The sequence below is a fragment of the Albimonas marina genome, from assembly GCF_029223255.1.
Lineage (GTDB): Bacteria > Pseudomonadota > Alphaproteobacteria > Rhodobacterales > Rhodobacteraceae > Albimonas.
Map to the genome: position 1 here is coordinate 644080 of NZ_JARHUC010000002.1, position 15375 is coordinate 659454.

Genomic DNA, 15375 nt, shown 5'->3' on the forward strand with positions numbered 1-15375 from the left:
TTCGCCAAGCGGAATTGGCGGCTCGCCCTACGGCGCGAGCCCCAGGAATGACCGGCCCGTCAGAGGCCAGGCGACAGGAGGAGACGACGGATGCCGGCCGATGGCGCCCCCCGCCCCGTTCAGCCGCTGGAGAGCCTGGCGCCGCTGTTCGCCCCGCGCTCGGTGGCGGTGATCGGCGCCTCCGCCGACCCCTCGCGCATCGGCGGCCGTCCCATCGCCTACGCCCTGCGCGCGGGCTTCGCGGGCAAGCTCTTCCCGGTGAACCCCAACCGCGAGGAGATCCAGGGCGTGAAGGCCTGGCCCTCGGTCGCGGCGATCCCCGAGCCCATCGACTTCGCCCTCCTCGCCATCCCCGCCGCCGGCGTGCCGCAGGCCCTGCGCGACTGCGCCGCCAAGGGCGCGAAGGCCGCGGTGATCTTCACCGCCGGCTTCGCCGAGATCGGCGGCGAGGGCCCGGCGCTGCAGGCCGAGATCCTCGACATCGCCCGCACCCACGGCCTCCGCCTGCTGGGCCCCAACTGCCTCGGGCTCTTCAACGCCGCCACCGGCCACTGCCCGACCTTCACCTCGGGGATCGAGGCGGCGATGCCGGTCCCCGGCCGCGTCGGGCTGGTCACCCAGTCGGGCGCCTACGGCACCCACCTGCTGAACATGGCCCGCGACCGGCGCATCGGCGTGCGCCTGTGGGTCTCGACCGGGAACGAAGCCGACGTGACCGCGCCCGAGTGCATCGGCTGGATGGCCGCCTCGGACGAGATCGACCTGATCGGCGTCTACATGGAAGGCGTCAACGACCGCCCCGCCTTCTTCCGCGCGCTGGCCGCCGCCCGCGCCGCGAAGAAGCCGGTGGTGGTGATGAAGGTCGGCTCCTCGACCGTGGGGGCCGAGGCCGCCGCCTCCCACACCGCGTCGCTGGCCGGCTCCGACGCCAGCTTCGACGCGGTGCTGCGCCGCCACGGCGCCCTGCGCGCGAAGACGACCGAGGAGATGCTGGACATCCTCTACGCCGCCTCCCTCTCGCCCCTGCCCAAGGGGCGGCGCCTCGGGGTGCTGACCGCCTCGGGCGGCGCCGGCGTGCTGATCGCGGATGCGGCCGAGGAGGCGGGCCTGACCCTGCCTCCCCTGCCCCAGGTCGCCCAGGACGCGATCCTGAGCGCGAACCCCCTCGCTTCCGCCCGCAACCCGGTGGACGTCACCGCCGGCGTGCTCAACGATTTCTCCAAGGTCACCAACGCCACCCAGAACCTTCGCAAGGCGGGCGGCTACGACATGACCGCCGCCTTCTTCACCTCCTGGACCGCCTCGCCCGTCGTCGGGCCGAAGCTGCGTGCGGCTCTGCTGGAAGGCCTGGAAGGCGGCGTCGACCACCCGTTCGCGATGATCTGCCAGGGCGACTCCGAGGTCATGGCCTCCTGGGAATCGCAGGGCATGATGACCTTCGAGGATCCCTCCCGCGCCATCCACGCCATGGGCGCGCTGGCCCGCCTCGCCGAGGCCTTCGACGCGCCGGAGGAAGAGCCCTTGCCGCCCCTCGCGGAAGGCGTGACGCTCCCGACGGAACCCCTCTCGGAATTCGCCGCCAAGCAGCTGCTCGCCAAGGCCGGCGTCCCGATCCCAGACGAGACCCTCGCCACCACCCCGCAGGAAGCCGCCGACGCCGCCGCCCGCCTTGGGGCGCCCTGCGTGCTGAAGATCGTCTCCCCCGACCTCGCCCATAAGACCGAGGTCGGCGGCGTGCGCCTCAACGTCCCCCCGATGGAGATGGAGACGGCCGCCCGCGAGATGCTCGCCACCGTCGCCGCAAAAGCCCCCCACGCCCGCATCGAGGGCCTGCTGGTCGGCCCCATGGCCGGCGAGGGCGTGGAGCTGATCGTGGGCGCCCGCCGCGACCCGGTCATGGGCCCGGTCATGCTGATCGGCCTCGGCGGCGTCTTCACCGAAATCCTCAAGGACGTCGCCGTCGAGCTCGCCCCCCTCTCCCCAGCCCAGGCCCGAAAAGCCCTCGAGGGCCTCCGCGGCGCCGCCCTCCTGCAGGGCGCCCGCGGCAAGCCTCCCGTCGCGATCGACGAGGCGGCGCTCGCCATCAGCCGGCTATCGGTGCTGGCGGCCTCGGACCCCGACGGGTTCGAAAGCCTCGAGATCAACCCCCTGCTGGCCACCCCCACCGGCGTGCTGGCGCTCGACGCCCTGATCGAGCCCCGCGCCGCAACCCCGGAGACGCAGCGATGAGCGGAACCGACCTGATGGGCCCCGCCCTCAAGGACACCCCCTGGACCTTCGCCGACTTCCCCGAGGGCGAGCCCATGGCCGAGGTCGCGGTCGAGCTGAACGCCGAGCGCGCGGCCCTGTGGGCCGGCCTCTACGGCGGCCCCGCGGCGAAGCCGGGCGAGCCCGCGCCCCGCGGCCTCGCGGTCGCCGCGATGATGGAGGCCTACATCCGCGCCATCCAGCCCCGCCCGCCCGGGAACGTCCACGCCGGCCAGACCCTGACCTTCTTCGGCAAGCCGACCGTCGGCGCCGTCCTCACCGCCCGCTTCACCGTGGTGAAGAAGGAGATCAAGAAGGACCGCCGCTGGCTGACGCTGGGCGTCGAGATGTCCGACGGACCCTCCCTCGTCCTCTCGGGCGAGATCCTGTCCATCTGGGCCGCGTGAGGAGAGCCATCATGTCCCTTCCCGAGACCATCGCCCCCCTCGAGCTCGCCACCTCGCCCGAGACCGCGCAGGCCTACGGCGAGCTGACCTTCGACTTCAACCCGATCCACGTGGACCCCGAGTTCGCGGCGAAGTCCCCCTTCGGCCAGTGCATCTCCCACGGCACCATGGCGCTGAACCTCGCCATCGAGGCGGCCGAGCGCACCTTCGGCCCGGACGTGGACCTGACCTCGCTCCAGATCCGTTTCTCCCGCCCGATGCCCGTGGGCCAGACCCTGACCGCCGGCGGCAGGCTGACCGACGCCGCGACCGGGACCTACGACATCTGGGTGACGCTCCCCGACGGCACGCGCACGCTCGAAGGCTCGATCGCCGCCGCCCCCTCGGCGCCCCCGGCATGAGCGCGAGCTTCATCCGCGCCGCCAAGGTCACCCCCTTCGGCCGGCTCGAAGGCTCCTCGGCGATCTCCCTGATGGGCGACGCGGCCCAGGCCGCGCTGGATGCCGCAGGCATGGAGCGGGGCGAGATCGACGGGCTGATCTGCGGCTACGCCACCACGCACCCGCACCTGATGCTCTCGACCGTCTTCGCCGAGCACTTCGGCATCCGCCCCGACTACGCCCACGCGGTGCAGCTGGGCGGCGGCACCGGGGCGGCGATGCTGATGGTCGCCGACATGGCCATCCGCTCGGGCGAGGCGAAGAACGTGCTGGTGGTGGCGGGCGAGAACCGCCTCACCGGCATGACCCGCGACGCCGCCGTGCAGACGCTGGCTCAGGTCGGGCACCCGGTCGGCGAGGCCCCCCTCGGGGCCACCATCCCCGCCTACTACGCGCTGGGCGCGGCGCGCTACCTGCATGAGACCGGCGCGACCGAGGCCGACCTCGCCGAGCTCGCGGTGCTGATGCGCCGCCACGCCTCCGACACGCCGGGCGCGCACCTGGCGGACCTGTTCGGCGTGGCGGACGTGCTCGCCTCCAAGCCCATCGCCACGCCCCTGAAGCTGATGGACTGCTGCCCGATCTCGGACGGCGGCGGGGCGGCGATCCTCTCGGTCGATCCCGGCGAGGGGCCCGCCCTCAAGCTGATCGGCGCCGCCCAGGCCCACACCCACCAGCACCTCTCGGAGGCGCCCGACGACCTCGCCCTCGGCTGCCGCATCTCGTCGGCGAAGGCGCTGGAGCGGGCGGGGCGCACGATCGAGGATATGGGCTATCTCGCCGTCTACGACAGCTTCACCGTCACGCTCGCCCTGCTGCTCGAGGCGCTCGGCGTCTCCGCTCCCGGCCGCGCCGGCCAGGACGCGGCCTCCGGCCGCTTCGCCCGCGGCGGCGCCCTGCCGCTGAACACCCACGGCGGCCTGCTCTCCTACGGCCATTGCGGCGTGGCGGGCGCCATGGCCCACATGGCCGAGTGCTGGGCCCAGATGACCGGCCGCGCCGGCGCGCGCGCCATCGCCGGCGAACCCGCGCATGCCATATATCATGGCGACGGCGGGGTCCTGTCGTCCCACGTCACCCTGGTGATGGAGCGCCTGTCATGACCTCCGGCATCTCTCTGCAGCGCTGCCCGGCCTGCGCGAAGACCTGGGCCTTCCCGCGCGAGCGCTGCCCCGGCTGCGGCGCCGCGCCCGAGAGCTTCGAGGCCTCGGGCCGCGCCACGCTCTTCGCCGCGACCGTGGTGACCCGCGCCCCGGACGAGACCTTCCGCGCGATCGCCCCCTACCGCATCGCGCTCGCCGACCTGGAGGAAGGGCCGCGCATCATGGCCCACCTCTCCGCCGACGCCCCCATCGGCGCGCCCCTGCGGGGCCGCGTCCAGGAGATCGCCGGCCGCCGCATCCCGCTCTTCAAACCCGCCTGACAGACCCGGCGCGCCGATCCGCGCCAGACCGAAACCCCGGCGCGCCGACCCGCGCCCCTCAGCCACGAGGACCCGACATGCCCTTCGAAGCCGACCAGTACGACGACCTGCGCGACTCCCTCCGCGCGCTGTGCGCCGAGTTCACCGCCGAATACCACCGCGCCCACGACGAGAAGGCGACCTATCCCGAGGAGTTCATCGACGCGCTGACCAAGGCGGGCTGGCTCGCCGCGATGATCCCCGAGGAATACGGCGGCTCCGGCCTCGGCCTGACCGAGGCGACCATCGTGATGGAGGAGATCAACCGCTCGGGCGGCAACGCCGGCCACTGCCACGGCCAGATGTACAACATGGGCACCCTGCTGCGCGGCGGCTCGGACGAGCAGAAGGCCCGCTGGCTGCCCAAGATCGCCACCGGCGAGCTGCGCCTGCAGTCCATGGCGGTGACCGAGCCGACCACCGGCACCGACACCACCAAGCTCAAGACCACCGCCGTCAAGAAGGGCGACCGCTACGTGGTCAACGGCCAGAAGGTGTGGATCAGCCGGGTCCAGCACTCCGACCTGATGGTGCTGCTGGCGCGCACCACGCCGCTCGATCAGGTGAAGAAGAAGTCGGACGGCCTCTCGGTCTTCATGGTCGACCTCAAGGACGCGATCGGCAAGGGCATGGAGGTCAAGCCGATCCGCAACATGGTCAACCACGAGACCAACGAGCTGTTCTTCGACAACCTCGAGATCCCCGAGGAGAACCTGATCGGCGAGGAAGGCAAGGGCTTCAAGATCATCCTCGGCGGCCTGAACGCCGAGCGGACCCTGATCGCGGCCGAGTGCATCGGCGACGCCTGGTGGTTCATCGACAAGGTCTCGGCCTATGCCAAGGAGCGGATCGTCTTCGACCGACCCATCGGCCAGAACCAGGGCGTGCAGTTCCCCATCGCGCGCGCCTACGTGAACACCTCGGCCGCCGACCTGATGCGCTTCGAGGCCGCCCGCCGCTTCGACGAGGGCGTGGACATGGGCGCCCAGGCCAACATGGCCAAGCTGCTGGCCGCCGACGCCTCGTGGGAGGCCGCCAACGCCTGCATCCAGTTCCACGGCGGCTTCGGCTTCGCGGCCGAATACGACGTCGAGCGCAAGTTCCGCGAGACCCGCCTCTACCAGGTGGCCCCGATCTCGACGAACCTGATCCTGAGCTACGTGGCCGAGCACGTCCTGGGCCTGCCCCGCAGCTTCTGATCCCTGCGCGCCTCGGGGGCTTCCCGGGGCGCGCCGCCATCCCACAGGGACCGGAGCGGTCTACAGGCGCCCTGCGGGCGGGCTTGGCTAGGTCGCGCGTGGGTCTAAGGGCGCGAGGGGTCTGCGGGCGCGGCGGCCTCCGGCGGGCTCCTGACTCACCAAAGAACAAGGGCCGCGCCTGTTCTCCGGATCCGTCTCTCGCTTGCGATGCCTGAGCGAGTCGGGGGGAGGGGTCAAGGACAAGCCCCGCCCAAGGGCGGGGTCGCTTCGCGATCCCTGACCCCTCCCCCCGACTCGCTCTTGTCGGCATCCGCGAGAGACGGCTCCGGAGAACAGGCGCTTCGCGAGGACCTCGGGCGTCGCGCCGCGGGCGCCTGGATGGGCCGGGGCGGAGCGGACGGGGGCGAGGCCGGAGAACGAAAAAGGGCGGGGCCGTTCGCGCGGCCCCGCCCGGTCGTGTCGGGTCGTCCGTCTTCGGATCTTGGCCGGCGTGCCGGCGCGCCTCGCCGTCCCTCGGCCGCGGCGGCCTTACTCGGAGGCGGGCGGCGTCTGCGCGGGGGCCTCGGGCGCCGGGCCGCGGCCCATGCCCATGCCCATCATGCGGTCGGGCTTCATGAAGGCCTTCAGCTCGTCCTGGGTCAGGCCGCCGGAGCCGTCGGCGTCCATCGCCTTGAAGATGCGGGCCTGGATCTCCTGCATCTCCGTCAGCGAGACCTCGCCGTCCCCGTCGGCGTCGGCCACCGCGAACATCATCTTCATCATCATCGGCGGCGGACCGTGGCGGCCGCCCTTGCCGTGGCCCATCATCATCTTGTGGTGCATGCCCATCCCGTCGCCGCGGTGCATGCCCATGCCCTTGCCGTCGCGCGGGCCGCCCATCATCGGGCAGTCCATCTTCGCGGCCGCGGGCGCCTCCGTCGGCGCGGGGGCCGGGCTCTGCGCATAGGCGCCCAGCGCGCCGAGCGCGAGGGCGGAAGCCGCGAGGGCGGGGATCACGATGCGTCGCATGGATCGTCTCCTTGTCAGTCGTCCGTCGGACGTGGCGACCTGTCGGGGCCGCCGCCGACACTTAAACGCCCGGGCGCGCCGATTCCGTCTGCAAACGTTACGTCAGCCGCCCCGCGGCGCGCTCACGACCTCGGGAGCGCGCCTCAGGCCGGGGGCGCAGCAGCCCGGCGACGCTCGGCGAGCTCCAGCGTGCGGAATACCTCGTCCACGTCGACCCGGTAGCCCGCCTGCGCGCTCCCCTCCAGCACCACCGACGCCGGGATCACGCCGTTGGCCCGGCAGATGCCCACCTGGCGCAGTGTGAAGCGGTCGGGCTCGATCATCGCGAGCTGCACGCCCCCCTCGGCCACGGTGAAATGCGTGTGGTCGAGGTGGCTCCCGTCCAGCGAGACCACCACCTCGGCGTCCAGCGTCCGCTCGACCAGGGTGCGCGCGTCCGAACTCAGAACGTCCACCACCCGGAAGCCGTCGCGCGACAGCGCCTCGATCAGCGCGTCCTCGTTCTCGATCATCCGCCGCACGCCGCCCTCGCCCCGGCGCAGGTAGACCCGGCCGCCGCCCTGCGCGCCGTCGGCTCGCGCGCGCATCCGCGCCCGGATCCGGCGGTTGCGCTCGCGCTTCAAGCTGCCCTGGGAATAGTCCTGGTAGACGTGCAGCCGCTCCGCCAGCGCCGCCGGCGCGTCGAGCGGCGCGAGCCCCAGCAGCGCCCGATAGTCCCTGCAATGGCTCCAGGCGGGAGGGTGGGAGAGCCAGGTCGCCTCGTCCTCGGGCGCGAGCAGGCTGGCGGCGACGGCGTCGGTCAGCCAATGGCCGAAGAAGCGCCAGGAGACGAAGCCGATGCAGTAGTGCAGCGAGCCGACCCGCGCGAGCTCCCCCCGCAGGGGGTCGCTGAGCATGGCGCGGTCGTAGCGCTCCCCGAAGGCCGCGTTGGCCCAGCCGTGCGGGGTGGCGACCGCGCGCTCGAAGGTCCAGCGGATCACCGGGTCGTGGACCACGCGCTCGGCCGTGACGATGGCCCGCTCCGTCTCCAGCACCGAGAAAGGGGCCGGGGCGCGGATCCGCTCCACGCCCGCCTCGAGCAGGACCGGCGGGCGCACGCCCTCGACCTCCTCGGGCTGCAGCACCTCGCGCGCGGCCGCATGGGCGTCGCGCTCGGCCGGGCCGCCGCCGGTCCGGCGCCGCAGCGCGTTGAGCAGCGGAATGGCACGTTCGAACATGGATATGGCCCGGTTTGCGGTCGCCCTTATGGGCTTCATGAACGCCAGCCGACGGGGCCGCGCAACCCTCGCGGCGGCGCCTGCGCGGTTTCGCCCCTCGCCGGCCTCACCCCCAGATCCACCACACCGCCGGCCCGCCCACCGCCAGCACCAGCAGCTCCAGCGGCAGGCCCATGCGCCAGTAGTCGCCGAAGCGATAGCCGCCGGGGCCCATGATGATCGTGTTGTTCTTGTGCCCGATGGGCGTGAGGAAGGCGCAGGAGGCGGCGACCGCCACGCCCATCAGGAACGGATCCTCCGGCGCGCCGATGGCCCGCGCCACGCCCACCCCGATGGGGGCCGCGATCAGGGCGGTGGCGACGTTGTTGAGGAAGTCCGACAGCGTCATCGTCACCGCCATCAAGGCCAGCAGGATCGCGATGGGCGGCCAGCCCTGCGTCGCCTGCACCAGCGCGTCGGCGATCAGCTTGGCGCCCCCCGTCTCCTCCATCGCGCCCGCGATGGGCACCAGGCAGGCGAGCAGCACGATGGCCTTCCACTCGATCGACTCGTAGACCTCGCGCCCGCGCACCACGCCGCCCAGCGCGTAGGCGCCCACCACGCCCACCAGCGCCACCGGCAGCGGAAGCCAGCCCAGCGCGGCCACGGCGACGGCGGCGAGGAAGGCGAGGGCCGCGAAGGTCGCCTTCTCGCGCTGCAGGACCGGGGTCTCCCGCCCCTCCAGCGCCATCGCGCCCAGCCAGCTCAGCACGTCGCCCATCCGCTCCCGCGGGCCCAGCAGCAGCAGCACGTCGCCGGGCTGGATCGCCAGCCGGCCGATCCGTTCGCGGAAGCGCCGGCCCTGGCGCGAGACGCCCAGCAGCACCACCCCCTGCCGCGGCGCCAGCCGAAGCCCCGCCGCGGTGCGCCCCGCGCACCACGCGCCCTCGGGCACGATGGCCTCCACCAGGCTCAGCCGGCCCGAGACGACCGACTGCATGGCGGTGCGCCCCTCGCGGCCGGGCGCGGCCGCGCCCGCGGTCTCGTCGCCGGTCTCGCCCGCCTCGGCCGCCTCGGCGGCGGCGGGGTGGTTCAGTTCGGCGGCGGCCATGAAGCCCTCGATCGCCGCGGGCTCCCCCTCCACCGTCAGAACGTCGCCCTCGCGCACCTCCTCCCAGCGGGCGAGGCCGGGCAGGCGCCGCTCCCCCCGGGTCAGGCCCAGCAGGTTCACGTCATGCTCCTCGGCCAGCGGCGCGAGGTCGGCGAGCTTCTGGCCCAGCGCCTTCGAGCCCTCGCCCGCCTGCACCTCGGCGATGTAGAGGCTCGCCTCCGCCTCCTCGACCGGGGCGCGCCCGCCGCGGGGCAGCAGCCGCCAGCCGATCAGGGCGACGTAGAGGATCCCCGCCGTCGCCACGATCAGCCCCACGGGCGAGAAGTCGAACATCCCGAAGGGGGCGCCCAGCGCCTCGGCCCGGTACTGGGCGATGACGATGTTGGGGGGCGTGCCGATCAGGGTGATCATGCCGCCCAGGATCGTCGCGAAGCTGAGCGGCATCAGCGTCGAGGCCGGCGAGCGCCCCGCCTTCTTCGCCGTCTGGATGTCCACCGTCATCAGCAGCGCCAGCGCCGCCACGTTGTTGATCACCGCCGACAGCGCCGCCCCCACCGCCGAGAGCAGCGCGATATGCGACCACAGCGGCCGCTCGGGCCGGGCGACGCGGGCGGCCAGCCACTCGATCGCGCCCGAGTTCTGCAACCCGCGCGAGACGACGAAGACCAGCGCCACCACCGCCACCGCCGCATGGCCGAAGCCCTCGAAGGCGTGGTCGGCCGGCACCAGCCCCAGCGCCACCGCGGCGAAGAGGGCGAGGAACGCCACGAGGTCGTAGCGCAGCCGCCCCCAGATCAGCAGTCCGAAGACGACGCCCATCAGGGCGAAGAGCTCTGCCTGCTCGGCGGTCATAGGGGTCCCCTTCCGACGTGATCGCCGCACACCCTGCCCCGCCTCAGACGGCGAAGCCAAGGCGCAGTCACGACGAATCCGGGCGAAAGCGGGCCCGACCCGGGCGCGCGCGCCTCAGGCGGCGGCGGGCGCCGGGGTCGCGGGCGCGGCCGCGGGCGCGTCGACGGCCGGCGCGGCCTCGACCACGCGGATGCGCACGATGTCCCGGGAATAGTCCCGCGCCGGAGCGGCGCAGGCGGACAGGCCCAGGCAGGCCAGGATCAGAAGCGGACGCGACATGAGGAGGCTCCACGCAAAACGACGGACCCCCACCCGGGGCCCGCCGCGGAGCATCCCTGCGTCGGCTCAGGATTCGGTGAAGCGGCGTGGTGAACGCGAGGTTTCCCCGCCCCCTCCCCCGCCCGCTCTCTCTCCCGCCGCGCGCGCGGTCGGGCTCAGCGCCCGACGGTGATGGCGAGGATGGCGGTGAAGACGACCGCGACGCCGATCAGCGCGGGCACGATCAGGCCGGCGTAGCCGAACACGATCACGCTCAGGATCCAGAGCATGATGACGTTCAGCGCGAACCACAGCGGCGCATCCTCGCGCCCCTCGAAGGCGTCGCGGAGCATCCAGCCGAGGACGGGCACGCGGTAGAGGATGGGGAGCATGGGGGGCCTCCGGTTGCTGCGATGGGCCGGAGGTAGGGAGGCGAGGGGGCGGAGGGGATGCGGCAGGGGGTCCGGGTCACGGGGGCGTGAGCCATAGGGCACATTTCAGTGCGCCTTGGGACCGGTTGGCGAGCCTTGAACGGCGAATTGAAATGCGCCATACGCTCGCTGATATGAACGTTGAGACCCAGAAGCAAGCAGAGCGTAATCGGGCTTGATCCAAGCTGCAATCTAGAACCTACTTCTCAGCAAGTCGCTTCAAGCTCTATGTTGCGATCCGCAGCAGGCATTTCCCGGGGAGGCACGTATGGATGTGTTCATCAGCTGGTCGGGAAACCCCAGCAAGGCACTTGCTGAAACCTTCAGAACTTGGCTGCCAAGCGTCATTCAGGCGTGCAAACCGTACTTTACGCCGAATGATATTGAGAAAGGGGCCAAATGGAATTCAGAGATTTCCGCAAAACTCGACAGCTCCGACATTGGCTTAATTATCCTGACGAAGACCAACATACAGAGCCCATGGATCCTCTTCGAGAGCGGAGCGCTCTCAAAATCGCTGGAAAGCTCAAGGGTGTGCCCAATCCTTTTTGGCATTGAGCCTTCCGATGTTGCCGGACCGCTATCTCACTTTCAATTAACGCCATTCAATAGAGATGAGATGCGCAATCTCATGCACCTACTGAATAATAGACTAGGCGAAGGGAAGCTCGCCGAAAGCGTTGTCAACTCGGTATTTGAAATGTGGTGGCCACAACTTGATTCTAGTGTATCAAAGATACTTTCAGATTCAACAGAGCGGGCCAAGATCACAAAAAAGGATCGCCGCACAGAGCGCGACCTGCTAGAAGAAGTTCTTTCCATCTTGAGATCGCGACGCAATGATGCGGAGCATGCATCGATCGCGCACGCAGCGCTCTCCGATCTAGTTGGATACTGGCAATCAGCCTCCGAACAACTAGACATAGGCGACATTGAAGGGGCGACGCAGTCTCTCATGGAACTCGAAGCTCCGATTGACCACATCTGCCGCAAGTCAGGATATTCAACTTCTGACTTCCGGTCTTCTTTGAAGCGATCTAGCCATGAAATCAACAGATTGCGAAACCGCATCGAAGCCGTGAAGCGCAGAGGCGCAATACCCGAAGACTAAAACTCCTCCACCGTCACCACCCCCGGCGCCGCCTTGATCGCCCCCGCGATCTGCGGCGTCAGGGGGAACTCGCCGGGCAGCCGGACCTCCACCTCGCAGGGCAGGTCCGGGGCCATCAGCACCAGGTTCACCGGGCCGCCCTTGGGCCGCGCGCCCTGCCCGGGCGTGAAGGCGAGGCGCGCCTTCACCGCGCCCACCGCCTCGGGGTCGTTCACGAAGACCCGCAGGCCCGAGGCGCCGGCCGTCGCCACCGCCCGGTCGATGGGCTGGGCCGCGCGCAGCAGCAGCTTCACCTCGCCCTCGGACTGGGCCTCGGCCTCCACCGTGATCACCACCAGGGCGCCCGGCTCCAGGATCTCGCGGTACTGCTCCAGCGGCTCGGAGAAGCAGGTCGCCTCGTAGAGGCCGGTGGGGTCCGAGAACCCCACGAAGGCGAAGCGGGAGCCGCGGGCGCTCTTGCGCTCCTGGCGCGCGGTGACCACGCCCGCCAGCTTCGCCACCGTGCCCCCGGTGCGGCCGGCGCGGGCCTGAAGCTCGGCGATGGTCAGCACCCGCTGACGCTCCAGCGCGCCCTTGTAGTCGTCCAGCGGATGGCCGGTCAGGTAGAAGCCGATCGCGTCATGCTCCTGCTTCAGGCGCTCGGCCGGGAGCCAGTCGTCGGTGCGGCTCAGGCGCGGCTCCGGCAGGGCCGCGTTCTGCTCGCCGCCGCCGAAGAGGGAGACCTGGGCCGAGGCGGCCTCCTCGTGGGAGGCGGCGGAGTAGGCGACCAGCGCGTCCAGGCTCTCGAACATGCGCTTGCGGTTGGGGTCGAGCAGGTCGAAGGCGCCGGCGCGGGCCAGCATCTCCAGCGGGCGCTTGCCGATCTTCTTCAGCTCCACCCGGCGGGCGAAGTCGAAGATGTCCCGGAACGGGCCGCCAGAGGCGCGGGCGTCCTCGATCAGGCGCATCGCCTCGGGGCCCACGTTCTTCAGCGCGCCCAGCGCGTAGAGCACCGCGCCGTCCTTCACCATGAAATGCGCGTTGGTGCGGTTCACGCAGGGCGGCACCGTCTCGATCCCCAGGCGCTTCACCTCGCGCTGGTAGATCGCCAGCTTGTCGGTCAGGTGAAGGTCGCAGTTCATGACCGAGGCCATGAACTCCACCGGGTGGTTCGCCTTCAGCCAGGCGGTCTGGTAGCTGACCAGCGCGTAGGCCGCCGCGTGGGACTTGTTGAAGCCGTAGTTGGCGAACTTCTCGAGCAGCGCGAAGACTTCCTCGGCCTTGGCCTTGCCGACCCCGTTGGCCTTGGCGCCGTCGACGAACTTCGGCCGCTCGGCGTCCATCGCCTCCTTGATCTTCTTGCCCATGGCGCGGCGCAGCAGGTCGGCGCCGCCGAGGGAATACCCGGCCATCTTCCGGGCGATCTCCATCACCTGCTCCTGGTAGACGATGATGCCCTGCGTCTCGTCCAGGATCGGGTCGATCAGGTCGTGGAGCTTGTCGCGCTCCTCGCGCCCGTTCTTCACGTTGCAGTACTTGGGGATGTTCTCCATCGGGCCGGGGCGGTAGAGCGCCACCAGCGCCACGATGTCCTCGATGCAGGTCGGGCGCAGGCGGCGCAGGGCGTCACGCATGCCCGAACTTTCCACCTGGAACACCGCCACCGTGTCGGCCGAGGTGTAGAGGTCGTAGGTGCGCTTGTCCTCGAGGTCGATCTTGGCGATGTCGAGCTCGATCCCCCGCAGCTTCAGCAGGTTCACCGCGCCCTGGATGACGGTCAGCGTCTTCAGGCCGAGGAAGTCGAACTTCACCAGGCCCGCCTGCTCGACCCACTTCATGTTGAACTGGGTGGCGGGCATGTCCGAGCGGGGGTCGCGGTAGAGCGGCACCAGCTCGTGCAGCGGCCGGTCGCCGATCACCACGCCGGCGGCGTGGGTGGAGGCGTTGCGGTAGAGGCCCTCCAGCTTCTCGGCGTAGTCCAGCATCTCGGCCACCACCGGCGAGTTGGCGGCCTCCTCGTTCAGCCGGGGCTCCTCGCGCCGCGCGTCCTTGATCGAGAGGGGCTTCACCCCCTCCACCGGGATCATCTTCGAAAGGCGGTCGGTCTGCCCGAAGGGCATCTGCAGCACGCGGCCGACGTCGCGCACGGCGGCCTTCGAGAGCAGCGCGCCGAAGGTGATGATCTGGGCCACGCGGTCGCGGCCGTACTTCTCCTGCACGTAGCCGATGACCTCCTCCCGGCGGTCCATGCAGAAGTCGATGTCGAAGTCCGGCATCGAGACGCGCTCGGGGTTCAGGAAGCGCTCGAACAGCAGGGAGAAGCGCAGCGGGTCGAGGTCGGTGATGGTCAGCGCCCAGGCCACCAGCGAGCCCGCGCCCGAGCCGCGCCCCGGCCCCACGGGGATGTCGTGGTCCTTGGCCCACTTGATGAAGTCGGCGACGATCAGGAAGTAGCCGGGGAAGCCCATCCCCTCGATCACGCCCAGCTCGTATTCCAGCCGGTCCTCGTAGTCCTTGCGGGACCCGGCCATGATGTCCTTCTCCTCGAGGACCTTGAGGCGGGCCTCGAGGCCTTCGACCGCCTGGCGTCGCAGCTCCTCCTTCTCGTCGTCGGCGAACTTGGGAAGGATCGGCGCGCGGGTGCGGGCGCGGAAGGCGCAGCGGCGCGCGATCTCGACCGTGGTCTCGATCGCCTCGGGCAGGTCGGCGAAGCGGGCGGCCATCTCGTCGGCCGTCTTGAAATAGTGCTGGTCGGTCAGCCGGCGGCGGTCGTCCTGGCTAACGTAGGTCGAGCCGGCGATGCAGATCAGCGCGTCATGGGCGTTGAACATCTGGGGCCGGTCGAAGAACACCTCGTTGGTGGCGACCAGCGGCAGGTCGCGGGCGTGGGCCTGCTCGACGAAGAAGGGCTCGGTCTCGGCCTCGGGCTCGGTGCGCGGGTCGGCGTCGGTGGGGCCGTGGCGCTGGATCTCGACATAGAGCCGGTCGGGGAACAGCGCGTCGAGCTCCCCCAGCAGCGCCTCCGCCCGGTCCCGCTTGCCGTCGCGCACCAGCCGCCCGAGCGGGCCGTCGGCGCCCCCGGTCAGGCAGATCAGCCCGTCGGAGCGCCCGCGCAGATCCTCGACCGAGATCGAGGGGATCTCCTGCTCGGTGTCCAGAAAGGTGCGGCTGACCAGGTCCATCAGGTGCAGCCAGCCGGTCTCGTCCTGCGCCAGCAGCACGATGCCGGCGGGGTCGGGCGGGCGCACGTCGGGGCGCGGGGCGGGGGCGTAGCGCAGCGCCATCTGCGCGCCCAGGATCGGCTGCACCCCGGCCTTGGCCGCGGTCTCCGAGAACTCCAGCGCCGCGAAGAGGTTGCCGGTGTCGGTGATCGCCACCGCCGGCATCCCGTGCTTCTCGCACAGCGCGGGCAGCTTCTTGGGCTGGATCGCGCCCTCCAGCAACGAGTAGGCGGAGTGGAGGCGGAGGTGGATGAATCGGGGGCTGCTCATGGGCGCACGATAGGCGCTCCGGGGTCCTCTGCGCCAGCGGCGACGAGGCGGAAGCCGGCGCGCCGGCGCGATCCCCGACGACCGGGCCTGACCGGCGGGGCGGCCCGAAAAACCGGCCGATCGGTCGAAACTGTTGCCCGAAGATGAACAATAGCTTACGCTGCGTCCGCTCGCGTATGCAGC

Annotated in this window: 13 protein-coding genes; 7 read left to right on the top strand and 6 right to left on the bottom strand. The window is 70.9% G+C overall.

Going from position 1 to position 15375, the window contains the following annotated elements:
* Positions 1–90: 90 nt before the first annotated feature.
* From P2H44_RS06745 to P2H44_RS06770, 6 genes are all read left to right on the top strand, one after another.
* Positions 91–2229 carry an acetate--CoA ligase family protein gene (locus P2H44_RS06745; protein ID WP_275762701.1) on the top strand — a complete coding sequence of 713 codons (2139 nt, stop codon included), beginning with the start codon at positions 91–93 and terminating at the stop codon, positions 2227–2229.
* Positions 2226–2654 (top strand): hotdog family protein, encoded by a 429-nt coding sequence (locus P2H44_RS06750; RefSeq protein ID WP_275762702.1) that lies wholly within the window; start codon positions 2226–2228, stop codon positions 2652–2654. The genes P2H44_RS06745 and P2H44_RS06750 overlap by 4 nt, the downstream gene beginning before the upstream one ends.
* Before the next feature lie 11 nt (positions 2655–2665).
* Positions 2666–3055 (top strand): MaoC family dehydratase, encoded by a 390-nt coding sequence (locus P2H44_RS06755; protein WP_275762703.1) that lies wholly within the window; start codon positions 2666–2668, stop codon positions 3053–3055.
* Positions 3052–4197 (top strand): thiolase family protein, encoded by a 1146-nt coding sequence (locus P2H44_RS06760; protein WP_275762704.1) that lies wholly within the window; start codon positions 3052–3054, stop codon positions 4195–4197. Before P2H44_RS06755 ends, P2H44_RS06760 begins: the two co-directional genes overlap by 4 nt.
* Positions 4194–4517, top strand: a complete 324-nt coding sequence (locus P2H44_RS06765) for a Zn-ribbon domain-containing OB-fold protein (RefSeq protein ID WP_275762705.1) — start codon at positions 4194–4196, stop codon at positions 4515–4517. Before P2H44_RS06760 ends, P2H44_RS06765 begins: the two co-directional genes overlap by 4 nt.
* A gap of 77 nt (positions 4518–4594) precedes the next feature.
* Positions 4595–5755, top strand: coding sequence for an acyl-CoA dehydrogenase family protein (locus P2H44_RS06770; RefSeq protein ID WP_275762707.1), 1161 nt, complete (start codon positions 4595–4597; stop codon positions 5753–5755).
* A gap of 528 nt (positions 5756–6283) precedes the next feature.
* Here the strand turns inward: P2H44_RS06770 and P2H44_RS06775 are convergent.
* From P2H44_RS06775 to P2H44_RS06795, 5 genes are all read right to left on the bottom strand, one after another.
* A complete protein-coding gene (locus tag P2H44_RS06775; protein ID WP_275762708.1) occupies positions 6284–6763 on the bottom strand; it encodes an EF-hand domain-containing protein in 480 nt (159 codons plus the stop codon).
* A 143-nt stretch (positions 6764–6906) separates the two neighbouring features.
* Entirely contained in the window at positions 6907–7980 is a 1074-nt protein-coding gene (locus tag P2H44_RS06780; protein WP_275762709.1) for a glycosyltransferase 61 family protein, read from the bottom strand.
* A gap of 106 nt (positions 7981–8086) precedes the next feature.
* Entirely contained in the window at positions 8087–9922 is a 1836-nt protein-coding gene (locus P2H44_RS06785) for an SLC13 family permease (protein WP_275762710.1), read from the bottom strand.
* A gap of 114 nt (positions 9923–10036) precedes the next feature.
* Entirely contained in the window at positions 10037–10201 is a 165-nt protein-coding gene (locus P2H44_RS06790; protein ID WP_275762711.1) for a hypothetical protein, read from the bottom strand.
* Between the two features lie 155 nt (positions 10202–10356).
* Positions 10357–10572, bottom strand: a complete 216-nt coding sequence (locus P2H44_RS06795) for a hypothetical protein (protein ID WP_275762713.1) — start codon at positions 10570–10572, stop codon at positions 10357–10359.
* Between the two features lie 307 nt (positions 10573–10879).
* On the opposite strand from P2H44_RS06795, the gene P2H44_RS06800 reads away from it, so the two are divergent.
* A complete protein-coding gene (locus tag P2H44_RS06800) occupies positions 10880–11722 on the top strand; it encodes a TIR domain-containing protein (protein ID WP_275762714.1) in 843 nt (280 codons plus the stop codon).
* Here the strand turns inward: P2H44_RS06800 and dnaE are convergent.
* A complete protein-coding gene (gene dnaE / locus P2H44_RS06805) occupies positions 11719–15192 on the bottom strand; it encodes a DNA polymerase III subunit alpha (RefSeq protein ID WP_275762715.1) in 3474 nt (1157 codons plus the stop codon). The two genes, P2H44_RS06800 and dnaE, sit on opposite strands and share 4 nt — an antisense overlap.
* Positions 15193–15375: the final 183 nt, after the last annotated feature.